This window comes from Corynebacterium sp. HMSC078H07 (assembly GCF_001812805.1).
Taxonomy (GTDB): Bacteria; Actinomycetota; Actinomycetes; order Mycobacteriales; family Mycobacteriaceae; genus Corynebacterium.
The window spans coordinates 1-21,268 of record NZ_KV810495.1 but is presented as its reverse complement, the minus strand read 5'-3'; the positions used below and the strand labels follow the sequence as shown (position 1 = coordinate 21,268).

Here is a 21,268-nt window from a genome sequence, read left to right as displayed (position 1 = left end):
CTCATGAGCGACAACACGTATGCAGCCGCTGGCGTCAACATCGAGGAAGGTGACCGCGCCGTAGAGCTGATTACCCCGCACGCGAAACGCGCTTCCCGCCCGGAGGTCATGGGTGGACTCGGAGGCTTTGCCGGGCTGTTCAAGCTAGGTGAGTACAAGGAGCCGGTACTCGCTGCTGGTTCTGATGGCGTGGGCACCAAACTCGCTGTGGCCCAGGCTATGGACAAGCACGACACTATCGGCATCGACTTGGTAGCCATGTGTGTCGACGACCTTGTGGTGTGCGGCGCGGAGCCGCTGTTCCTGCAGGACTACATCGCCGTCGGTGAGGTTGTGCCGGAAAAGGTCGCAGAGATTGTCAAGGGTATTGCCGAAGGCTGCGTCCAAGCCGGTGCGGCACTGCTCGGCGGTGAGACCGCTGAGCACCCAGGTGTCATGGGCAAGGAGGAGTACGACGTTTCCGCGACTGCCGTGGGCGTGGTGGAAGCCGATGAGCTGCTGGGACCCGACAAGGTCAGCGATGGCGACGTGCTCATTGCCATGAAGTCCTCTGGCCTGCACTCCAACGGCTACTCGCTGGCGCGCTACGTCCTGCTGGAGCAGGCGGGCCTGCCGCTCGACGGCTACATGGAGGACCTCGGTCGCACCCTCGGTGAGGAGCTGCTAGAGCCGACCCGCATTTACGCCAAGGATTGCCTGGCGCTGACCTCCGAGTGCGCAGTGTCTACCTTCTGCCACGTCACCGGAGGTGGCCTCGCCGGAAACCTAGAGCGCGTTATCCCGGAGGGCCTGACCGCTGAAGTGAGCCGTTCGACGTGGACTCCGGGTCAGATTTTCAAGACCATTTCCTCCGTGGGCAAGGTCTCCCGCGAAGAGATGGAAAAGACCTTCAACATGGGTGTAGGCATGATTGCCGTCGTCGCCCCAGAAGACCGCGAGCGCGCTCTGGCAATGATGACCGCCCGCCACGTTGAAGCCTGGGAATTGGGCGCCGTACGCGCCGCCCAGGATGGTGAGCCGCGCGTGGTAATGACGGGCGAGCACCCAGGTTTCTAAAACCTAAACCTTGGTGGGGCCAACATTAATGGGCCCACCAAGGGTGGAAATCCTCTTGGGGATAGCAGAGACGAAGAAGGCCGGAGGCCTCATCCCAGAGGGGGAATGGGGGCCGCCGGCCTTTCGCGTACGTGCTGAGAATTGAGCTTAGCGCTCGTCGGAATCGTCCTGATCCCACTCGTCCGAGTCCCAGTCATCCTCGGCGTAGTCCGAGTACTGGTCATCTTCGTCGTTGCTGGAATGCTGCGAAGCGAGCTCGCGCTGGAGAGAGTCCAGATCCATTTCGGGCGAATTGTACTTCAGCTGGCGTGCAACTTTGGTCTGCTTTGCCTTTGCGCGTCCGCGTCCCATGTGCATGACCCCCTTGAGGTGTGTAGGGCGGTCCAGGGATTCTTGGCCGCCCCATCGTCTTAGTCAGATATGTGTATGTTCCTGTAAGACACCATAGCGTGTGTGACGAAAAAATTCCGAACTACCCCCAGCGGCGGGCCAAAAAAGTGTTATACCCCGTGGCGGTGGGGGCATGTGCGATGCGCCACTACCGGCCGCGCAGTCGGTCGACGGCAGCACGTCCTGCCTTCGGGCCTTCATCCTGGGGGATGGAATCTGGTTCGACGGACGCGGCAACTGGACCAATAGAAAGGTCACCCTGGTTTAGAGCACTGCGCTTGACCAAGCCCAGCCCGATAGGGCCAAAGTCGCAATCGTCCACTACGGTGCCTAGGCGTCCTACCCGGCGTCCGCCAAGAGTGATGTCGGCGCCTGGTTCGGGGGCTTCAGGGGCGGAGCCGTCGAGGTAGAGCAGGACGAGCAGGCGCGGCGAACGGCCGAGGTTCTCCACTCGGGCCACCGTCTCTTGGCCGCGGTAACAGCCCTTGTCCAAGTGGACGAAGGCAGGGCGGTCATCGCTGCGGCGGATCCAGTGCGGAACCTCGTGGGGGATGGTTTTGCCGTCGAGGTCAGCAGCGAGTTCGGGTTCGCGGGCTTTGACTCGTTCAGCGGTAAAGGTCATCAGACCTGCCACGCTGCCGCCATGGGATTCCAGCTCGGTCACGGCGGCGGCGAGGTCAGCGCGCGGGACGAGGATATCCTGGCGCGGGCACCCAGGCCAGAAAACGGAGCGCTCAACCACGGTGGCAGCTGGCGTCGGCAGGGGAGCACCTAATACGGAGATGACGGCGAGGTCAGCCTCGTCCACGGTGACCTCGGACCAAAAGACCATCTTCGAGAGGAAATCCTTGAGCGAGTCGAATTGCGCAGCAGGGACATCGAGGAAGAAGGTTTCTCCCGTAAAGACCAGATCCATGTGGTGCAGCACGTGACCTTGCATGTCGAGGTCCGCGGCACCGGCGGCGAAACCCGCCTCAACGTCATCGAGCTTTTGACTCAACAAATTATGGAGAAAAGCCCGGGCATCCGGTCCGGAGACTGCGATGACACGGCGGTGGGAGCGATCAATAATCGCGGATCCGGTCTCCACGGCGCGCTGCTCCACCAAGGGGTTGCCGTAGTGCCAGGGGACCCCGGAGACGTCGACAAGCGTGGCGCCCTGCAGCTCAGCAGCTCCGGGCCGGGAAAGAAGCGGCGAAGAGTAACTCACGTCTTTCGATGGTAGGGCATAATCGAGTTTATGAGCCTTCAGCCCAGAAAAGAGCCGGTCATCTACGTTGTCGAACCTTTTGGAGGATCGGTGCGGCGGCACATGCCGAGCCTGCCCCTGGTGCACTGGGATGATGCTGCGGTCACTCGCGGCGATGGCATCTTTGAATCCCTCCTCGTCCGCGACGGCAAGGCGGCAAATTTCCAGCGCCATGCTGAGCGTTTCGCCCAGTCCGCCCGGGCGCTTGACCTACCAGAACCACCCATGCACAAGTGGGACGAGGCAACGCAGTTAGCCATTGCGGATTTTTGCGGGACCGAAGCTAGTGACCACGCTCTGCCGGAAGCCAAGTGCACGTGGACGTATACGCGCGGTAGGGCGTCGACAGGCGTGCCCTCGGCATGGGTTGTGGTTCAGGACATTCCGGAGGATGTGCTCAAGCAACGCGATACGGGTGTGAAGGTGATGAGCACGCCGCGTCTGTGGCAGGTGGCGGAGGAGCTGCCGGCGAAAACTCTCAATTATGCGGCGACCATGGCCACGCTGCGGCTCGCGCGTGAGCGCGGATTCGATGACGTCATTTTCACCGACCCACACACCGGGTCGGTGTTGGAAGGGGCGACGTCGACAGTCGTGGCCGTCAAAGGCTCGAAAATGCGCACACCAGCGGGCACAGGAATCCTGCCCGGCACGACGCAGGCGGCGCTCTTTGAGTACGCCACGGAACAAGGTTTTCGGTGCAAGTCCAAGGAACTCACCGTAGAAGACCTGCAGGGCGCGGATTCAGTATGGCTGGTCTCCTCCGTGCGCACGGCGGTACGCGTCACCCGTCTTGATGATGTGAAACTCAAGGCGCCGGGGAATGCGGAGGAGATTCGCGGGCTTATCGACGCCTCACTGGCCCGCTAACTACCTTTCCCTCGGAGTTCCTTGACGTGTGGTTGGCTTATTAGCCCGCGACGCGTGTGAGCTCGGCAGACATGAAGGGGCGCATCTCGCCATCGACGAGGCGCTCGTCGACCCAACCAAGGTTGTTATTCGGCATGAGACCGTACATGCGCTTGCCTGGGCCGAGGTTGGTCGGTCCGGTTTCAGTCACCATGGTCGAGGCAGATTCAAGCTGCCAGGCGCGCTCATTAAACAGCGAACCGTAGAAGATCTCGTTGATGCCATTAGAAGAGGTATAGGTCATCTCGATCTCGTCCTTGAGGGAGATGCGCCAGAAACCGGACTCGCGGACGTCGGGGCCAGTCGGGTTGCCCTCGGTGTCGATCTTCCAGGTTCGGGAGGTGTACGTCAGGTAGTTCTCACCGTCGTGCGCAATAATGAGCTGCTGGCCAAAAGCGTACTGCTCGCCATCAGTGCTGTGGGCCTGGCCCTCGCCCTGCCATACGCCGACGAGGGGGAGCAGGCCTAGAAGGCCATCGTGCAGCGACGGGCCTTGGCGAAGGTTAGCGGTTTCATCCGGAAGCGGGTTCTCAGCCACGTCCACGGTGGGGATATTGCGGGAGGCGGCATCCTTCCAGGCTTCGGCGGCCTGGTTGACGGCCTCGTTGCCATCAATCTTGGTGTTTTCCGGGTGCGCGTCCCGGCGGTCCTGGGACTCGTTGTGTTCATTGTTTTGTTCGCTCATGCTGCCCCAGCGTAGTCGTGCCGGCGGTACAGAAACCACTAGGCTCCAGTACTCTGGTGTGGCATGCGCGTGTTGCTCATTTCTAATCCGAATTCCACCAGCCAGAATGCGGCTCTCTTCCGAGAGGTGTTGCCCATCATTCGTGGCGTGGAGGGACTGCGCCTGCTGACGCAATTTACTCATTACCCAGGTCATGCGGAAGAAATGGTTCGCGGTATGACGCGAGAAGACTATGACGTCATCTTGGCCTTTGGTGGCGATGGCACGGTCAATGAGATTGTCAACGGCCTCCTCGGTCCGGTCGACGCTGAGTCACGTCCGTCCCCGCAAGATATCCCAGCACTAGCGGTTATTCCGACTGGTTCCGCTAACGTTTTTGTCCGCGCTCTCGGGTTCCCCAATACCCCGATTGAGGCCGCGCACGTGTTGGCGCGCATGCTGAACCGTGATATCCGCCGTGAGGTGTTCCTGGGCACGTGGAATGACCGTTGGTTCGCGGTCAACGCTGGTTTCGGTTTGGATGCTGACGTGTTGGCGCGTGTGGACCGAGCTCGTGAGAAGGGCTTTTCTGCTACCCCGCTGCGCTATCTGGCGGTGTCGTTTCAGGCCTACCAGCGCGCCCGTATCCGCCCGCCGCGCATCAATGTACGTGCAGTCTCGCGCTCTGGGGACACCTTCAAGGCGGATAATGTGCCGCTCATGTTCACCTCCAATACCAACCCGTGGACCTTCCTGGGCCCGCTTCCCGTGGTGACCAATCCGCGTAACTCCTTTGACCAGGGGCTCGGGTTGTTTGGAGTTTCCGACCTGCACGGGATTGATGGTTTGGTGGGCGTCCTTCACCTCTTTGGTGTGGATCGCCGTCACTGGCTTAACAAGGTAACGGATGCTCGTACCTTGCATTTTGAGGATGCCGCTGAAGTGGATTTGGAATGCCCCAAACCGCACCGCTTCCAGGCCGATGGCGAATCGGACGGTACCTTCACCACGATCCATATCGAGTCGGTGCCGAATGCACTCGAGGTCTTCGCGCCGATTGATCCGCGCCCGGCGTCCCAGCGCACAATCCGGGAAGTGCTGCGCGACTTTATCCGCATCAAGTAAACGACTGAGATGCCCGTCCTGTGGGGCGAGCGTCCGCCAGCTAGTTCTGACGCCAGCTGGGAGGCGTCGTCGGCGCGCTACCCACCTCGTTGGCAGTGTCCTGGGCCTTTTGTGCTGCGTCTTCTACGGCCTTTTCCTCCGAACCGTCGATTTCCAGAGGTGAGAGCTGTGTGGTTTTGAGCGTGATGTTGCGGCGCTGTACCTCGAAGGAAATGGAACCGCCGTGCAGTTTTACCGAGGTGGCTTGCGAAGGCAGCGGCAGTTCGCGTGTGTCCAGCACCAAGCTGAAGGCCTTCTGGAGGCGTTCATCGTCCGTGCCGTAGACGCTCATACGGAACTCTGGGCCCACGAGCCGCAGCGTGACGGTAGCGGTCGATTTGCTGGTATCTCCTGGAAGCGTGCCGGTCAGCTCCGCTTCGGCGGACAGACCACCGGTAGGGGACATGTCATCCGGATTGGCAATGGACAAGTCCGTAATTCCCAGCAAGCGGCCGAGCGCGACGCCATCGAGACTGATGCTACGTGTGTACGTCGAGACGGGTGAGCCCTCAAGATCGCCGTTAAAGAGCTGCTCGGGGCGAATGGTGATATCACGCAGGGTCGTCGAGGCATTCACCATGCCCAGCTTGGGTACCTCGACGTCGGAGGAGTTGACCTCGATGTAGGGGATCTCTTTGGTGAGCGCCGCGGCGGTAAAAGGCACACCACCAATGAAGACGTCCGGGGTATTCTCCAACTGCGAGCTAGCCTTAGCTTTTTGGGCCACGGTGTGTTCCGCATGCATGGCCACTGCAGAATCCGCCAGCCACGTAGTCAACACCACGCCTGCCACGACGGCGAGGCGCACGACGGTGCGGCTGAGATGGATGACGGTCACCCCTCTATTTCTACCGCACGTAGGCTGGGAACCATGAATATTGAAACCCGTACCTTGCCGCAGCGTCCCGACCTCGCGGAGCAGGTGGCGCGGCTTGCACAGAACGCCGCTGCCCACGATGGTATCGACCCGCTTTCGGAGCAGTTCCTCCTTGGTTTGCGCGATGCCCGCCTGGGCCATGAGCACCTGCTGGCCAGGGTCGGTGAGGACATCGTGGGCGTGGCCGCACGTGATGGCGACCAGGTAGAGCTCGTCGTTTCTCCCGACCATCGGCGAGCAGGGGTGGGACAGGCGCTTTACGACGTCCTCCCGGCCCACCCACACCTGTGGGCCCACGGCAATTTCCCCGCCGCACAAGCACTGGCGAAGAAGAATGGGATGGACGTCGTCAGACGCCTACTCGTCATGGCTATTGACGGCGACGCGCTGCGTGACGCTGCCGGGCTCCCCTCGCTGGAGGAAGAGCTGGACATCCTGTCCTATGCCGAGTCAGTCGAGCGCTTCGACCGTGCACGCGTGGAAGAAGAGTGGGTGCGCGTAAACAATGAGGCTTTTTCTTGGCATCCGGAGCAGGGCGGCTGGGACATCGAGCGCCTACATCGCGGCATGGAGGCCGAGTGGTTTGACCCGGCTGATGTGCTTTTCCTGTGGGACGGCATCGGAGGTACCGATGCCGGAAGTGCCGATGATAGCGCTGATGCCACGATGGCGGGATTCCACTGGCTTAAATGGCATACCGAAGAGGATCCTGCATTCGGTGAGGTCTACGTGGTGGGATTGGCGGAAGCATTCCGTGGACGCCGGCTGGGTGGTCCGCTTCTGAGCGCTGGGCTGCAGCGTGTGGTGGACAAAGGCGCTGAGAAGGTAATTCTTTATGTCGAGGCAGACAACGAGCCAGCTGTTAAGGCCTACGAGAGGCTTGGTTTTTTCATCGCTGAGGAGCACTGCGTCTGGGCTACAAGTGACTAGTCTCACGGGCTTTTGGTACAAGTTAACCGATTGTTCACCTCTAGATCCCTGTGTGGTTAACCCACTCGGGATACCTTTACGTTTCGTGAGTTAATCGTGCTCGCCTTGTAGATGGGGTGGAGGGCGATTTCCTCGGACAATCATTCTCTTGTATCCACACCGGAAAGGTTTCCCGTGATTCGCAACTTCAAGCGCACCGCTGCAATCTTCGGCATCGTTGCCGCTACCTCCACCGCTCTCGTCGCCTGCTCTGAATCCAACGACTCTGGCTCTTCCGAGGGCGGCTCTGAGGGTTCTGACGTCTCCGGCGAGCTCGTCGGTGACGGCGCTTCCTCCCAGCAGAATGCAATGTCTTACTTCCAGACTGCATTCTCTGAGGATCACCCGAACGCTTCCCTGTCCTACAACGCTTCCGGCTCCGGCGCTGGCGTTGAGGCTTTCACCAACGGCCAGGCTGACTTCGCTGGTTCCGACTCCGCTCTGAAGGAAGACGAGGGCGAGGTTGAGGCTGCTGCTGAGCGCTGTGGCGGCAACGAGGCATGGCACCTGCCGACCACCATCGGTCCGGTTGCTATCGCGTACAACCTCGAGGGCACCGAGATTAACCTCTCCACCAAGACCCTGGCCAAGATCTTCAAGGGTGACATCACCAAGTGGAACGATAAGGCAATCGCTGCTGACAACGAAGGCACCGACCTGCCGGACGAGGACATCACCGTCATCTTCCGCTCCGATGAGTCCGGTACCTCCGCTAACTTCCAGAAGTTCCTGAAGGCCGCTACCGGCGACTGGGACAGCGAGGGCAAGCAGTTCCCGGATGCAGTTGGTGAGGGTGCAAACGGCTCCGCTGGTGTTGCTGACCAGGTTGCGAACATCAAGGGCGCTATCACTTACGTTGAGGCCGGCTTCGCCGACCAGAAAGAAGCAGCCGGCGTTCAGAAGGCTAAGATCGACTTCGGCCACGGCCCGGTTGAGCTGAACACCGAGTCCGTCAACGTTGCTCTGGAGAACCTGGAGTTCAAGAAGACCGAGTCCGAGCACAACATGGTTGTTGACTCCGACGCTCTGTTCTCTTCCGATGACGAGGGCGCATACCCGCTCATCCTGACCACCTACAACATCGTTTGCTCCGCTGGTTACGATGAGGAGACCTCCGCTCTGGTCAAGGCCTTCTTCACCACCGTCCTGGATCACCAGGATGACCAGCTCGCTGCTCAGGGCTTCATCCCGGTTGAGGGTGCACACCTGGACAAGCTGAAGGCTGCTGTTGACGCTCTGCAGTAAGCGCTAGAGCTTCACAAAGCTAAATATCTCTCGCCCCCACTGCCGCACTCGATTCGCGCTTTGGGGGCGCAGGTATGTAATGACAATTTCCATTCTTAACGCTGAAAAGGATTAGAACGTCTCATGGCAGACAATAATCTCACCACGGCGCCAGAGCAGACGGAGCTTTCCGTCTCCGCTGCTGAGCGGCTTAATACCGGCGGATCCGAAGAACTTGCCACGGCTGACTCCGGAAGTGGAGTTAAGCGGCCAGGCGACCGAGTCTTCGAATTCCTGTCTTCTGCTTCGGCTACTTTGATCACCGTCATGATTGCTGCCATTGCAGGCTTCCTGCTGTGGCGTGCCGTGCCTGCTTTGGGCGTTAACGACGGTGGCATCATGGGCTTCTTTACCTACGGTGGCCGCTGGGAGACCAACGATACTTCCGCGATGAAGTTCGGTATCCCGACCATGTTCGGCACCACGGTGCTCATCTCCGTCTTCGCCCTGCTGCTGGCTATGCCGGTCGCGTTGGCGATTGCCATCTTCCTGTCCAATTACGCACCTGCACGTATGGTTAAGCCGCTGGGCTTCCTCGTGGATATGCTCGCCGCGGTCCCGTCCATTGTTTATGGTCTGTGGGGCTGGCAGGTCCTCGGCCCAGCGCTCTCCGGTTTCTACTCGTGGCTGGAGTCCTGGGCCGGTGGGTTCTTTCTCTTCACCGTCTTCGACAACTCGCCGTCGTTTGCTACCGGCCGTAACCTCTTCACCGGTGGCATCGTGCTGGCCGTGATGATTCTTCCGATTATCGCCGCTACGGCGCGTGAGGTCTTCGTCCAGACCCCTCCTGGTCAGATTGAGTCCGCTTTGGCGCTAGGCGCCACCCGCTGGGAAGTTATCCGCATGACGGTGCTGCCTTTCGGTATGTCCGGCTACATCGCTGGTTCCATGCTCGGTCTCGGTCGTGCATTGGGTGAGACCATGGCTCTGTACATGGTTGTCTCCCCGCTGGTGGACTTCCGCTTCTCGCTCTTCGACGGCGGTACGACCTTCGCCATGGCCATCGCCCTGGCATCCGCAGAGTTCGGTAACCAGATGCGCGCAGGTGCTTACATCGCCGCCGGCCTCATGCTGTTCTTGCTGACCTTCGTGGTCAACGCCATTGCCCGCGCCATCGTGAAGAAGAAGTAGGGAGGAGGACACAATGACTACTACTGCTAACGCCAAGCCTGCCTCCGCAGGCGCTACCTTCCTTGATATTTCGGCTTCCCGAAAAGCCACCAACACCATTGCCACCGTCGTGGTGTGGGGGGCCATGATTCTTGCCATGGTCCCTCTGGTCTGGGTTCTGTGGGAGCTCTTCGCCCGTGGCAGCGGCATCATCTTCAACGCTGATTGGTGGACCGCGTCCCAGCGCGGCATCATGAACAGTGCTGAAGGCGGCGGTGCTGCTCACGCCATCATCGGTACCTTCATCCAGACCATCCTGGCCTCCGTCATCTCCATCCCGATTGGTATCTTCACCGCTATCTACCTGGTGGAGTACTCCAAGGGCGGATGGCTCGGCCGTACCACCACCTTCATGGTGGACATCCTGTCCGGTGTGCCGTCCATCGTTGCTGCGCTGTTCATCTTCGCTATGTGGATTACGCTCTTCGGCTTTGGCCGCTCCGGCTTCGCCGTGGCGCTTTCCTTGGTGCTGCTGATGATTCCTATCGTGGTGCGTAACACCGAGGAGATGCTCCGCGTGGTTCCTATGGACCTGCGTGAAGCCTCCTATGCGTTGGGTGTTCCGAAGTGGAAGACCATTGCTCGCATCGTCCTGCCGACCGCTCTGTCCGGCATCGTTACCGGTATCATGCTCGCAATTGCGCGTGTGATGGGTGAGTCTTCTCCGGTGCTGGTCCTTGTTGGTTCCTCCTCCATCATCAACTGGGATGCGTTCAAGGGCTCGCAGTCCTCGCTGCCGCTGATGATGCTGGATATGTACAAGGCCGGCGCACAACCGGCCGTCCTGGATAAGCTCTGGGGTGCAGCGCTGACGCTGGTTATCCTCATTGCCATCCTCAACATCGCGGCCCGAATCATCTCCGCGAAGTTCTCGGTCAAGAAATAGATCGCCGTAACATTCGATTCCGCCATACATTCTTAAGAGGAGAAACTCCCTAATGTCTAAGCTCGCGCTCAATGACGTGAACATCTACTACGGCGACTTCCACGCCGTGCAGAACGTCAACATGCAGATCCCTGCCAAGGCCGTTACCGCGTTCATTGGCCCGTCCGGCTGCGGTAAGTCCACCGTTCTGCGCACCCTGAACCGTATGCACGAGGTCATCCCTGGTGCCTCCGTCAAGGGTGAAATCCTGTTGGACGGCCAGAACATCTACGCCCCCAAGGTTGACCCGGTGTCCGTGCGTAACACCATCGGCATGGTCTTCCAGAAGGCAAACCCGTTCCCAACCATGTCCATTGAGGACAACGTGGTCGCTGGCCTGAAGCTGTCTGGTGAAAAGAACAAGAAGAAGCTCAAGGAAGTTGCTGAGAAGTCCCTGCGCGGCGCTAACCTCTGGGACGAGGTGAAGGACCGACTGGACAAGCCGGGCGGCGGCCTCTCCGGTGGTCAGCAGCAGCGTCTGTGCATCGCTCGTGCGATTGCCGTGGAGCCGGAGGTTCTCCTCATGGACGAGCCGTGCTCCGCGCTCGACCCGATTTCCACCCTGGCTGTGGAGGACCTCATCCACGAGCTGAAGGAGAACTTCACCATCGTTATCGTGACCCACAACATGCAGCAGGCAGCTCGTGTGTCCGATAAGACTGGCTTCTTCTCCCTCGAGGCCACCGGTAAGCCGGGCCACCTCGTGGAGTTCGACGAGACCACCAAGATCTTCGAGAATCCTTCCAAGAAGGAGACCGAGGACTACATCTCCGGCCGCTTCGGCTAAACCGTAGAGAGTCGCTCTACCAAGTCTGCCCCTCCCAGACCTTTCGGTCTGGGAGGGGCAGACTTGTTTAAAGGGGAAGCCGAACTCAGCATGCAGGCGGGGCGCGCGGTGGGGTGGTGCGCCTTAGCGGTGGAACTGACGCTCCAACTCAGCCATGCGGGCTTCCATCTCGGCCTCGCGCTGTTCTTCATCGCGTTTGTGCATATAGCGCTGCGGGTCCAAGCCAGTGGCTAGGTAAATGATGCGGCCGGCGGCGGAAGAACAATGGTCTGCGAAGCGCTCGTAGTAGCGGGAAAGCTGTGCGGTTTCCACTGCCTGGCGCACAGTGCCCTTCCACTCGCGCTGGGTAAGCATCCGCAACAGATGCTGGTTGATATCATCAACCGCGTCATCATCTTCCTTGAGACGCAGAGCCAGATCCGGGTCACGTGTAATAAGGAGATCTTTCAGTCCCATGGACATATCCAGCACGAGGCGCGCGTACTCTTCGAAGAAGCCAAGGATATCCGCCGGAACGACAATCTCCGGGTGGCGGCGGCGCGCACTCGTGGCAATGTGCTGGGCCAAGCGGCCCATGCGGTAGTAGTCCTCCACGATATAGATCGAGGAGATCACTTGGCGCAAGTCTTTCGCCATGGGGTTCTCAAGGGCCAGAAGGGACACAGCGCGGTCTTTGCAGCGCTCACGGACCTCATCGAGTTCTTCACGCAACGAGACGGCCTCCTCGGCCGGCTGGAGGGCACCCTCCAGCAACGCCTGAGAGGCGAGGGTCATAAGCTTATGGACGGTATCGCTCATAATGATGAGGTCATGGGCGAAATTATCCAGTTGTTCACGGTAGGCTGCGCGCATGTCTGCTAGACTACTTTATCTTTTGGTCTAGCGCGCGTTGAGAATCAGTCAAACGATAAAAATCTTGGACTGGTTCCTCTGCCTCGAAAGAACTTAGCCGCCGGAGTGCATCAGCTCCGCGCCCTCGGGCACCGTGGCATCTTCTGGATCATCCAGCCAGCCTTCGGGGAGGACCACCTTGGCGGGGGAACCCTGGCGGCCGCGGGCGCCATCGGCGTCGTCGGCAAGCGCAGGCGAATCTGCCCACGGCGCGAGCAATTCACGCAGATCGTCGAGAGAGTCTACGCGGGAGAGACCCGCACGGACTTCTCCACCGACGGGGAAGCCGCGCAGGTACCAGCCGATATGCTTGCGAATATCGCGGCTGGCCTGGCGCTCACCTTCGTGCTGAGCCAAGAGCTCCGCATGGCGCGTCATAATGCGCGTGACCTCACCCAGCGTGGGTTCGGAAGGGACTGGCTCGCCGCGCAGGTGCGCGGATAGCTCGGCAAAGAGCCAAGGGCGGCCCAAACAGCCGCGGCCAACCACGACACCATCGCAGCCGGTCTGCTCCATCATGGCGTGGGCATCAGTGGCCTTGAAAATGTCGCCATTGCCCAGCACCGGGATACCGGTGTCAGCAAGATGCTCCTTAAGACGCGCAATCTCATTCCAATCCGCATGACCGGAATAACGCTGCGCAGCGGTGCGGCCGTGAAGTGCGACTGCCGACGCCCCTTCCTCCACCGCAATGCGCCCAGCATCGAGGTGCGTGTGGTGCTCGTCATCGATGCCCACACGCATCTTGACGGTGACTGGAATATCGGTTCCTTCGGTGGCTTTGACTGCCGCCGCCACGATATTGCCAAAGAGGCGGCGCTTATACGGCAGGGCAGAACCACCACCGCGACGCGTGACCTTGGGGACTGGGCATCCAAAGTTCATATCGATGTGATCTGCCAGGTTCTCATCCACGATCATTTTCGCTGCCTTATACGTGTACTCCGGATCTACCGTGTACAGCTGCAGGGAGCGTGGGTTTTCCTGCGGATCGAAGGTGGTCATGTGGATGGTCTTCGGGTTGCGCTCCACAAGGGCCCGCGCCGTCACCATTTCACAGACGTAGAGACCGGACACCGTGCCGGTCTTTTCGATTTCTTGCTCGCGGCACAGCACACGAAAAGCCACGTTGGTCACGCCAGCCATGGGGGCGAGAACAACGGGGGAATTGAGCTGAATATTTCCGATTGCAAGAGTCACGTCGCTCATTGTGCGCGGTGAGAGGGTGGGGTGGCAAATTGAGCGTACGCTGCCACAGGTAGCGCGGGCCGTATGTGGGGATCGGGGATAGAGAGGGGGTGCACAGTTTTGCAAAGAGTGCGGTAAACTCTCCACGCATTCGCTAATGTGGTGTATGTAACTAAGTGAAAGGGGTCGTAACCTAGGCCCTTTTTCGTACATAAAGGAGGATTTAATGTCTGAGAGAATCGCGTACGCACCGTTTGAGAAGCTTGTAATGAGCGCCGACGAGGCTGCAAAGTTTGTCAACCATGGTGACCGCGTTGGTATCTCCGGCTTTACCGGCGCTGGCTACCCGAAGGCCCTGCCTACTGCCATCGCTGAGAAGGCCAAGACCGCTCACGAGGCAGGCGAGGAGTTTAAGATCGACGTATTCTCCGGCGCCTCCACCGCTCCGGACTGTGACGGCGTGCTGGCAGAGGCCAACGCCATCCGCTTCCGCTCCCCGTACAACTCGGACCCGGCTCTGCGTAACCGTTTTAACGACGGCTCCGCCCTCTACCAGGACATCCACCTTTCCCACTCTGGCCAGCAGGTTGAAGAAGGCTTCTATGGTGACTTCCAGGTAGCCATTATTGAGGCCGTCCGTATTGATGAGAACGGCAACATCGTCCCGTCTTCTGCGGTGGGCAACAACCTCGAGTACATCGAGGCCGCTGACAAGATCATTATTGAGATCAACGAGTGGCAGTCCGAGAACCTCGAGGGCATGCACGATATCTACAAGATTGAGAAGCTGCCGAACCGTCAGCCGATTCCGATCACCAAGCCGGCTGACCGCGTTGGTACCACCTTCATTGAGATTCCGGAAGAGAAGGTCGTGGCCGTGGTCAAGACCAACGCTCCGGACCGCAACGCTCCGTTCAAGGCTCCGGATGAGGTCTCTGAGAAGATTGCCGCGAACTTCATCGAATTCCTCGAGGGTGAGGTTGCCGCTGGCCGTCTCGAGTACGACAAGTTCATCATGCAGTCCGGCGTGGGTAACGTTCCGAATGCCGTGATGGCTGGCCTGCTGGATTCCAAGTTCGAGAACATTCAGGCCTACACCGAGGTTATCCAGGACGGCATGCTTGATCTTATCGACGCCGGCAAGATGACCGTCGCCTCCGCCACCTCCTTCGCGCTGTCCCCGGAGTACGCGGACAAGATGAATGCTGAGGCAGAGCGCTACGCCAAGCACATCATCCTGCGCCCGCAGCAGGTATCGAACCACCCGGAGGTTATCCGCCGCGTGGGCCTGATTTCCTCTAATGGCATGATTGAGGCCGATATCTACGGCAACATCAACTCCACCAACGTCTCTGGCTCCCGCATCATGAACGGTACCGGCGGCTCCGGTGACTTCACCCGCAACGCTTACATCTCCACCTTCGTCTCCCCGTCGGTGGCCAAAGATGGTGCAATCTCCGCCATCGTGCCGTTCGTGTCCCACACCGACCACACGGAGCACGACACCATGGTTATCATCACCGAATACGGCGTTGCTGACCTTCGCGGCCTAGCTCCGAAGGAGCGCGTTGAGAAGGTCATTGCAGTGGCTCACCCGGACTACCGTCCGCTGCTGGAGGAGTACTTCGAGCGTGCCAAGTCCAACAAGTTCCAGCACACCCCGCACGATTTGAAGACCGCCTTCGAGTTCCAGGTGAACTTCATGGAGAAGGGTGACATGCGCGGCTAGTTCGCTCATCCTCCCCACGGCTTTTAGCGCCGGATACTGGCCCTCACCGCTTCAAACTGAACTAGGTGAGGGCTATTTTCTTTTCCAGAACCCCACCTACTACAATGTAGGAACGTTGGGCCTTTAGCTCAGCTGGTAGAGCTACGGACTTTTAATCCGCAGGTCGCGGGTTCGATCCCCGCAGGGCCCACAAAAAGAGCCGCCTTAGGGCGGCTCTTTTCTTTTGTGCTATTGGCTTCTGAGTCCCTCGCTGGATTCTTGACTCGAGGTTAGCTCTTGACGAGCTTCCTAATGGCCCTCATGGCCTCCTCAAGCTTCTCTGCGGCCTCGTGCTCGTCTTTGGCAGCAGCGCCGGCCACACAGTGCTCAATATGGTCCTCAAGGAGCGCAAGGGACACGTTTTCCAGCGCTGAAGTCACTGCCGAAATCTGCGTGATGATGTCAATGCAGTACTGGTCCTCATCGATCATGCGATGAATGCCACGAGTCTGCCCCTCGATGCGCTTGAGGCGGGCTAGATACTTCCCTTTTTGTTCGCTATCGGAGTTATAGCCGTGCACTCCAGGCTCGTGACAGGAGCAGGTATCGTGCTGTTCAGCCATGGTTTTCTACCTTTCTGCCGAGGCGATTTGGTTAAGTCGGGATATCTCCAGTATATTTTTACAAAGTTGCCTGAACGGCAACGGGCCCCCATCGTCTAGCGGCCTAGGACACCGCCCTTTCACGGCGGCGGCACGGGTTCGAATCCCGTTGGGGGTACCAACACCTCTGTGTTGGTACATAAAAGAATACGTATGGCCCTGTGGCGCAGTTGGTTAGCGCGCCGCCCTGTCACGGCGGAGGTCGCGGGTTCAAGTCCCGTCAGGGTCGCCATTGTCATGAGTCGCCATTTTTATAAAGGCCATTGTTACGCCCCGAAGCGTTGTTAAAGAAACAAGCTTCGGGGCGTTTCTCGTTGCTATGCCACCTTAAGTCATGGTTTCTAACCTTTGGGCCTAAACGACACAACGTGTTGTTTTGCCCTTCCGGACCACGGTTCTGAGAGTGAAGAGACTTATAGGTCTAGTGCGGATGACGAGGCTGCGATGAGGGCGTTCAAACTTGCCTGAAAACTGGAGTTGACATGGTGATTTGGTGACTTTCTGAAGCGTTGTGTAGAGTACTTATTCGTGCCCAGCGCACAAGAGATGATTAAAAATGGCCCTGTGGCGCAGTTGGTTAGCGCGCCGCCCTGTCACGGCGGAGGTCGCGGGTTCAAGTCCCGTCAGGGTCGCCGAAGTCCCTTGTGGCTTCTGGCCAGATAGCTCAGTCGGTAGAGCACACGCCTGAAAAGTGTGGGGTCGCCAGTTCGATCCTGGCTCTGGCCACAAGAGCAAACCCCCTCCAGTTCATTATGGAGGGGGTTCTTTTGTTTTAGGTTGTTGGACGCAGCTTTTTGGTTTAATGGGCGCTATGACTACTTCAGTTGCGCACCAAACCGATCAATCCCGTTTCGTGATCACCGTTGATGGGGAAGAGGCGGGCTACGCCGAGTACGCCGATACCGCAACAACACGCGAGTTCAACCACACCGTTATCCACGATGCCTTCCAAGGACAAGGTCTGTCGAAGACGCTCATCAAAGCAGCACTAGATGATGAATCGACGGCAGCCCGTCAAGTCATCCCTACCTGCAGTGCAGTGGCAGGGTTCATTGAGAAGAACCCTGACTACCAGCCGCTCACCACGCGTGAAGGCGCCCTCTAGATGTAGTAATCCGGGTCCACCAGCTTGATGCGCTCGTCCTTCTTACGAGGACGGTTCTTAGCTGGGATACCCGTAGCGATGTGGTTCGGGGGTACATCTTTTGTCACCACGGCGTTAGCGCCTACTGCAGAGCCTTCGCCGATGGTGATGGGACCCAAGACCTTGGCGCCGGCGCCAATGGTCACGTTGTCCTCAATAGTGGGGTGGCGCTTGGTTTGTGTGAGCACCTGGCCGCCGAGGGTGACACCGTGATAAAGCATGACACCGTCGCCGATTTCGGCGGTCTCACCGATGACGATTCCCATGCCGTGGTCGATGAAGAAGCGGCGTCCGATAGTGGCGCCGGGGTGGATTTCCACGCCGGTAAAGAAGCGGTTTAGCTGCGCCAAAATGCGGGCCGGGCCGCGCCAACCGCGCTTCCACATGCGGTGGGAAAGGCGGTGTGACCAAATAGCGTGGAGACCGGAGTAGACCACAGCATTTTCCACGTCACCGCGGGCGGCTGGGTCGTGATCGCGGGCATTGTTAAGGTCCTCGCGGATCATCTTGAAGATGTGCATGCGAACCATCCTATCTATAAAGAAAAAGCGCCCTAGGAAAATAGGGCGCTTTTATTCGCTGGGTGCGGGTTCCCTCACTGCGTGTAGGGGGCGCAGTGAGAAGGAGAAGAACCGCTTTAGGCCTCGCGGATGTCCTCGAAGAGGATGGTGGAGACGTAACGCTCGCCGAAATCTGGAGCAACGACCACGATGGTCTTGCCCTTGAATTCGTCACGAGCAGCCAGCTTCAGAGCAGCGGAGACGTTCGCACCGGAGGAGATACCGACCAGCAGGCCTTCCTCGGTAGCGAGCTTGCGGGCAGTGGACACGGACTCCTCGGTGGTAGCGGTAAGAACCTCGTTGAGGATCTCGCGGTCCAGAACCTCCGGCACGAAGTTGGCGCCAATGCCCTGAATCTTGTGTGGGCCGGCCTTGCCTTCGGAGAGAACCGGGGAGTCGGACGGCTCGACGGCAACGAGGTAGGTGTCGGCATTCTGGGAACGCAGGTAGCGGCCCACACCGGTTACGGTGCCGCCCGTGCCCACGCCGGCAACGAAGGCATCAACCTTGCCCTCGGCGTCATTCCAGATCTCTGGGCCGGTGGTCTGCTCGTGGATCTTCGGGTTGGCCTCGTTTGCGAACTGGGAAGCCAGGATAGCGTTCGGGGTCTCGGCGATAATCTCGTTTGCCTTCTCGACGGCGCCTTTCATACCAGCAGCGCCCGGGGTGAGGACGATTTCAGCACCGTATGCGCGGAGCAGGACCTTGCGCTCGTTGGACATGGTCTCCGGCATGGTCAGGATGACCTTGTAGCCCTGTGCGGCACCGACGAGTGCCAGGCCAATACCGGTGTTGCCGGAGGTGGCTTCAACGATGGTGCCGCCAGGCTTGAGCTGGCCGGATTCTACGGCGGCGTCGACAATCGCCTTGGCGATGCGGTCCTTCACGGAGTTGGCCGGGTTAAAGGACTCGACCTTCACTAGGACCTCTGCGCCGAGGCCTTCGGTAAGGCGGTTGAGGCGGACGAGCGGGGTGCCGCCGATGGTTTCCAGAATGTTGTTGTAGACAGCCACGATGTGGACTCCTTTGGAAATAAGTTCTGACGTACAACAGACACCTTACACTCCGCTACTAGACAAAGTGGTATATTAATTCTGAACAGAGCATTCGGGCATATGATGTGGGATTCTCAGACTGTGAGCTGCGTGGCGCGATTTAGAATTACCCCCGTCGGCCGGTTATACTTCACAAACAGTGTTCGCCTACCCCCGTTCGCAGCGGGGAATATGGGTGCACCTGCTGGTTACCCCCGAGTAAGAGAGAGTCTCATGGAGCCGCATCGACTCAAGGATGACGACGAGGCCGTACGCGCAGCGCTGTCGTCGTTGAAGACTGCTACGGGTATTCCCGTCACTATGTACGGAACCCTATTGCCGGATAATCGTTTGCAGATTACCCAGTGGGTAGGTCTGCGCACTCCGGCGCTACAGAACCTCGTGATTGACGCCAATGTGGGCGTTGGTGGGCGCGTGGTGAGCACGCGCCGTGCCGTCGGTGTTTCTGACTACACTCGTGCCACGACCATTAGTCATGAGAATGACCGCTATATCCAAGACGAGGGCCTGCACTCCATCGTCGCAGTTCCGGTCACTGTCCAACGTGAAATCCGCGGTGTCCTCTACGTCGGCGTTCACTCGCCGGTGCGTTTGGGTGACAAGGTGATTGAGGAAGTCACCATGACCGCTCGTTGTCTGGAGCAGGACCTTGCAGTGAATTCGGCTCTTCGCCGCGCTGATGGCGGAAAGGGCGGAGCCGCGCGTGGACACGTGATGAATGGCGCGGAGTGGGAACAGGTACGTTCTACTCACTCCAAGTTGCGCATGCTGGCTAACCGCGTCTCGGATGAGGACCTGCGCAAGGAGCTAGAGGCGCTCTGTGACCAAATGGTCTCTCCGGTACGCGTCAAGCAGTCCACCAAGCTGTCTGCTCGCGAGCTCGATGTTCTGTCGTGCGTGGCACTCGGCCATACCAACGTGGAAGCCGCCGAGGAAATGGGAATCGGTGCTGAGACTGTGAAGTCTTATTTGCGCTCTGTGATGCGTAAACTCGGTGCTCATACCCGTTATGAAGCGGTGAATGCAGCTCGTCGTATCGGCGCGTTGCCCTGATTGTAGGTAAGTTGGGTGGGCGTGAAAGACCAATTTATTGTCTCCGGTGGGGCGCGCCTGCAGGGCACCGTCAAGGTGGACGGTGCCAAAAACAGTGTGCTGAAGCTTATGGCTGCGGCCTTGTTGGCGGAGGGCACCACCACGCTGACCAACTGTCCTGAGATTCTCGATGTCCCCCTGATGCGCAAGGTCCTCGAGGGCCTTGGATGCTCGGTAGAGATTGAGGGCCACACGGTGCGCATTACGACACCCGCCGAGCTCCATTCCAACGCTGACTTCGACGCGGTGCGTCAGTTCCGCGCGTCGGTGTGCGTGCTTGGCCCCTTGACCTCGCGGTGTGGCCACGCCAAGGTGGCGCTCCCCGGCGGCGATGCTATCGGCTCCCGCCCGCTCGATATGCACCAATCTGGTCTCGAGAAGCTCGGTGCAAGTACCCGCATTGAGCATGGAGCTGTCGTGGCTGAAGCGGAGCACTTGCGCGGTGCCAGCATCAAACTCGACTTTCCTTCTGTGGGTGCGACCGAAAACATTCTTACTGCCGCTGTTCTTGCGGAGGGCGAAACTCAGTTGCACAATGCCGCCCGCGAGCCGGAGATCGTGGACCTGTGCCTCATGCTCAAGGAGATGGGTGCCGATATCGAGGGCGAAGGTACGTCCACCATCACCATTAGGGGAGTGGAAAAGCTGTACCCGACTGAGCATGAGGTTATCGGTGACCGCATTGTTGCCGGCACCTGGGCCTACGCTGCTGTGATGACGCGGGGTGACATTACAGTTGGGGGCATTGCGCCAAAGCATCTGCACCTCCCGCTGGAAAAGCTCAAATCTGCCGGCGCCGAGATTGAGGCCTATGTCAACGGATTCCGCGTGCGCATGGACCGCCGTCCATCTGCCGTGGACTACCAGACCTTGCCGTACCCTGGCTTCCCCACGGATCTACAACCGATAGCCATCGGCCTTTCTTCTGTAGCGCAAGGAACCTCCATCATCACAGAGAATGTCTTCGAGTCTCGTTTCCGCTTTGTCGATGAAATGCTGCGCCTCGGTGCCGACGCGCAGGTTGACGGCCACCACGTGGTCATTCGTGGTCAAGAACGGCTGTCCTCCACTCATGTCTGGAGTTCCGACATTCGCGCCGGTGCAGGTTTAGTCCTCTCTGCACTGTGCGCGGATGAGACAACAACGGTCCACGACGTCTTCCACATTGATCGCGGATACCCGAACTTCGTGGAGAACCTTCAGGCCTTGGGCGCCACCATCGAGCGCACGCAAGAGGAAGAGCTCTACTAAGGAGCAGTGCTTGGCGACGTTTCCCTGGTCCAACGTGGTAGTTGTGCTGGGGATTTGTTGTTTGTTGGGGGTGTGCGTATATTTATGCGAGTCGCCGCGAGGTAGCCGTGAGGTTAACTGGTGGTAGATGTTTGAACAATGTTTGTTCGGCGGGTTTGACTTTGGTTGAGCTTGTTGGGTAATGTTGTTCGAGCCGCTTGCGAGAGGTTAACGTTTGGTTAATTTTCTTGTGGCGTGCGGATGATGTGTGAGAACTCAATAGTGTGCCAATGT

Annotated in this window: 21 protein-coding genes and 5 tRNA genes; 17 read left to right on the top strand and 9 right to left on the bottom strand. The window is 59.2% G+C overall.

Annotation, left to right across the window (positions count from 1 at the left end):
• Nucleotides 1-3 precede the first annotated feature (3 nt).
• A complete protein-coding gene (gene purM / locus HMPREF2875_RS09180) occupies nucleotides 4-1,056 on the top strand; it encodes a phosphoribosylformylglycinamidine cyclo-ligase (protein WP_070672383.1) in 1,053 nt (350 codons plus the stop codon).
• A gap of 147 nt (nucleotides 1,057-1,203) precedes the next feature.
• Here purM and HMPREF2875_RS09175 read toward each other — a convergent pair whose 3' ends face one another.
• Together HMPREF2875_RS09175 and HMPREF2875_RS09170 are read right to left on the bottom strand one after the other, a co-directional pair.
• A complete protein-coding gene (locus HMPREF2875_RS09175; RefSeq protein WP_210388183.1) occupies nucleotides 1,204-1,407 on the bottom strand; it encodes a DUF3073 domain-containing protein in 204 nt (67 codons plus the stop codon).
• A gap of 187 nt (nucleotides 1,408-1,594) precedes the next feature.
• Nucleotides 1,595-2,656, bottom strand: coding sequence for a CAF17-like 4Fe-4S cluster assembly/insertion protein YgfZ (locus tag HMPREF2875_RS09170; protein WP_070672377.1), 1,062 nt, complete (start codon nucleotides 2,654-2,656; stop codon nucleotides 1,595-1,597).
• Between the two features lie 30 nt (nucleotides 2,657-2,686).
• Between HMPREF2875_RS09170 and HMPREF2875_RS09165 the strand changes: the two genes are divergently transcribed.
• The gene (locus HMPREF2875_RS09165) at nucleotides 2,687-3,565 is read left to right on the top strand and encodes an aminodeoxychorismate lyase (protein ID WP_070672374.1); all 879 of its coding nucleotides are present in this window, start codon (nucleotides 2,687-2,689) and stop codon (nucleotides 3,563-3,565) included.
• 40 nt (nucleotides 3,566-3,605) lie between these two features.
• On the opposite strand, the gene HMPREF2875_RS09160 is transcribed toward HMPREF2875_RS09165, so the two are convergent.
• A complete protein-coding gene (locus HMPREF2875_RS09160) occupies nucleotides 3,606-4,289 on the bottom strand; it encodes a heme-binding beta-barrel domain-containing protein (RefSeq protein WP_070672371.1) in 684 nt (227 codons plus the stop codon).
• A gap of 63 nt (nucleotides 4,290-4,352) precedes the next feature.
• Here HMPREF2875_RS09160 and HMPREF2875_RS09155 point away from each other — a divergent pair, with 63 nt between their 5' ends.
• On the top strand, nucleotides 4,353-5,393 hold the full coding sequence (locus HMPREF2875_RS09155; protein ID WP_070672368.1) for a diacylglycerol/lipid kinase family protein: 1,041 nt from the start codon (nucleotides 4,353-4,355) through the stop codon (nucleotides 5,391-5,393).
• Nucleotides 5,394-5,433: 40 nt separating this feature from the next.
• On the opposite strand, the gene HMPREF2875_RS09150 is transcribed toward HMPREF2875_RS09155, so the two are convergent.
• On the bottom strand, nucleotides 5,434-6,270 hold the full coding sequence (locus HMPREF2875_RS09150) for an LmeA family phospholipid-binding protein (RefSeq protein WP_070672365.1): 837 nt from the start codon (nucleotides 6,268-6,270) through the stop codon (nucleotides 5,434-5,436).
• A 33-nt stretch (nucleotides 6,271-6,303) separates the two neighbouring features.
• On the opposite strand from HMPREF2875_RS09150, the gene mshD reads away from it, so the two are divergent.
• The 5 genes from mshD (at nucleotide 6,304) to pstB (ending at nucleotide 11,444) form a co-directional block, all read left to right on the top strand.
• On the top strand, nucleotides 6,304-7,239 hold the full coding sequence (gene mshD / locus HMPREF2875_RS09145; protein ID WP_070672361.1) for a mycothiol synthase: 936 nt from the start codon (nucleotides 6,304-6,306) through the stop codon (nucleotides 7,237-7,239).
• 174 nt (nucleotides 7,240-7,413) lie between these two features.
• Nucleotides 7,414-8,523, top strand: a complete 1,110-nt coding sequence (gene pstS / locus HMPREF2875_RS09140) for a phosphate ABC transporter substrate-binding protein PstS (RefSeq protein ID WP_070672359.1) — start codon at nucleotides 7,414-7,416, stop codon at nucleotides 8,521-8,523.
• A gap of 123 nt (nucleotides 8,524-8,646) precedes the next feature.
• Nucleotides 8,647-9,693 (top strand): phosphate ABC transporter permease subunit PstC, encoded by a 1,047-nt coding sequence (gene pstC / locus HMPREF2875_RS09135; protein WP_070672356.1) that lies wholly within the window; start codon nucleotides 8,647-8,649, stop codon nucleotides 9,691-9,693.
• Between the two features lie 13 nt (nucleotides 9,694-9,706).
• Complete coding sequence (gene pstA, locus HMPREF2875_RS09130) at nucleotides 9,707-10,618, top strand: phosphate ABC transporter permease PstA (protein WP_070672353.1); 912 nt, start codon at nucleotides 9,707-9,709, stop codon at nucleotides 10,616-10,618.
• A gap of 52 nt (nucleotides 10,619-10,670) precedes the next feature.
• A complete protein-coding gene (gene pstB, locus HMPREF2875_RS09125) occupies nucleotides 10,671-11,444 on the top strand; it encodes a phosphate ABC transporter ATP-binding protein PstB (protein WP_070672350.1) in 774 nt (257 codons plus the stop codon).
• A gap of 123 nt (nucleotides 11,445-11,567) precedes the next feature.
• Here the strand turns inward: pstB and phoU are convergent, their stop codons facing one another.
• The gene (gene phoU, locus HMPREF2875_RS09120) at nucleotides 11,568-12,296 is read right to left on the bottom strand and encodes a phosphate signaling complex protein PhoU (protein ID WP_070672346.1); all 729 of its coding nucleotides are present in this window, start codon (nucleotides 12,294-12,296) and stop codon (nucleotides 11,568-11,570) included.
• A gap of 93 nt (nucleotides 12,297-12,389) precedes the next feature.
• Nucleotides 12,390-13,535, bottom strand: a complete 1,146-nt coding sequence (dusB, locus tag HMPREF2875_RS09115) for a tRNA dihydrouridine synthase DusB (protein WP_070672343.1) — start codon at nucleotides 13,533-13,535, stop codon at nucleotides 12,390-12,392.
• 214 nt (nucleotides 13,536-13,749) lie between these two features.
• Here dusB and HMPREF2875_RS09110 point away from each other — a divergent pair, with 214 nt between their 5' ends.
• Both HMPREF2875_RS09110 and HMPREF2875_RS09105 read left to right on the top strand, forming a co-directional pair.
• Nucleotides 13,750-15,252: an acetyl-CoA hydrolase/transferase family protein gene (locus tag HMPREF2875_RS09110; RefSeq protein ID WP_070672339.1), complete on the top strand. Its 1,503-nt coding sequence runs from the start codon at nucleotides 13,750-13,752 to the stop codon at nucleotides 15,250-15,252.
• Nucleotides 15,253-15,369: 117 nt separating this feature from the next.
• A tRNA-Lys gene (locus HMPREF2875_RS09105) sits at nucleotides 15,370-15,442 on the top strand.
• A gap of 79 nt (nucleotides 15,443-15,521) precedes the next feature.
• Here the strand turns inward: HMPREF2875_RS09105 and HMPREF2875_RS09100 are convergent.
• On the bottom strand, nucleotides 15,522-15,854 hold the full coding sequence (locus HMPREF2875_RS09100; RefSeq protein ID WP_070672337.1) for a metal-sensitive transcriptional regulator: 333 nt from the start codon (nucleotides 15,852-15,854) through the stop codon (nucleotides 15,522-15,524).
• A gap of 84 nt (nucleotides 15,855-15,938) precedes the next feature.
• On the opposite strand from HMPREF2875_RS09100, the gene HMPREF2875_RS09095 reads away from it, so the two are divergent.
• The 5 genes from HMPREF2875_RS09095 to HMPREF2875_RS09075 all read left to right on the top strand — a co-directional run bounded on the left by HMPREF2875_RS09095 (nucleotide 15,939) and on the right by HMPREF2875_RS09075 (nucleotide 16,998).
• Nucleotides 15,939-16,014: transfer RNA gene (locus HMPREF2875_RS09095), tRNA-Glu, on the top strand.
• A 34-nt stretch (nucleotides 16,015-16,048) separates the two neighbouring features.
• Nucleotides 16,049-16,125 (top strand) — tRNA-Asp (locus HMPREF2875_RS09090).
• A gap of 326 nt (nucleotides 16,126-16,451) precedes the next feature.
• Nucleotides 16,452-16,525: transfer RNA gene (locus HMPREF2875_RS09085), tRNA-Asp, on the top strand.
• 21 nt (nucleotides 16,526-16,546) lie between these two features.
• Nucleotides 16,547-16,619, top strand: a tRNA-Phe gene (locus tag HMPREF2875_RS09080).
• A 76-nt stretch (nucleotides 16,620-16,695) separates the two neighbouring features.
• A complete protein-coding gene (locus HMPREF2875_RS09075) occupies nucleotides 16,696-16,998 on the top strand; it encodes a GNAT family N-acetyltransferase (RefSeq protein ID WP_070672334.1) in 303 nt (100 codons plus the stop codon).
• Here the strand turns inward: HMPREF2875_RS09075 and epsC are convergent.
• A complete protein-coding gene (gene epsC / locus HMPREF2875_RS09070; protein WP_141754608.1) occupies nucleotides 16,995-17,558 on the bottom strand; it encodes a serine O-acetyltransferase EpsC in 564 nt (187 codons plus the stop codon). The genes HMPREF2875_RS09075 and epsC overlap by 4 nt on opposite strands.
• Nucleotides 17,559-17,674: 116 nt before the next feature.
• Nucleotides 17,675-18,613 carry a cysteine synthase A gene (gene cysK / locus HMPREF2875_RS09065; protein ID WP_305764045.1) on the bottom strand — a complete coding sequence of 313 codons (939 nt, stop codon included), beginning with the start codon at nucleotides 18,611-18,613 and terminating at the stop codon, nucleotides 17,675-17,677.
• 252 nt (nucleotides 18,614-18,865) lie between these two features.
• On the opposite strand from cysK, the gene ramA reads away from it, so the two are divergent.
• Nucleotides 18,866-19,705, top strand: coding sequence for an acetate metabolism transcriptional regulator RamA (ramA, locus tag HMPREF2875_RS09060; protein WP_039676486.1), 840 nt, complete (start codon nucleotides 18,866-18,868; stop codon nucleotides 19,703-19,705).
• 21 nt (nucleotides 19,706-19,726) lie between these two features.
• Complete coding sequence (gene murA / locus HMPREF2875_RS09055) at nucleotides 19,727-20,995, top strand: UDP-N-acetylglucosamine 1-carboxyvinyltransferase (protein WP_070672426.1); 1,269 nt, start codon at nucleotides 19,727-19,729, stop codon at nucleotides 20,993-20,995.
• The last annotated feature ends 273 nt before the right edge of the window (nucleotides 20,996-21,268 follow it).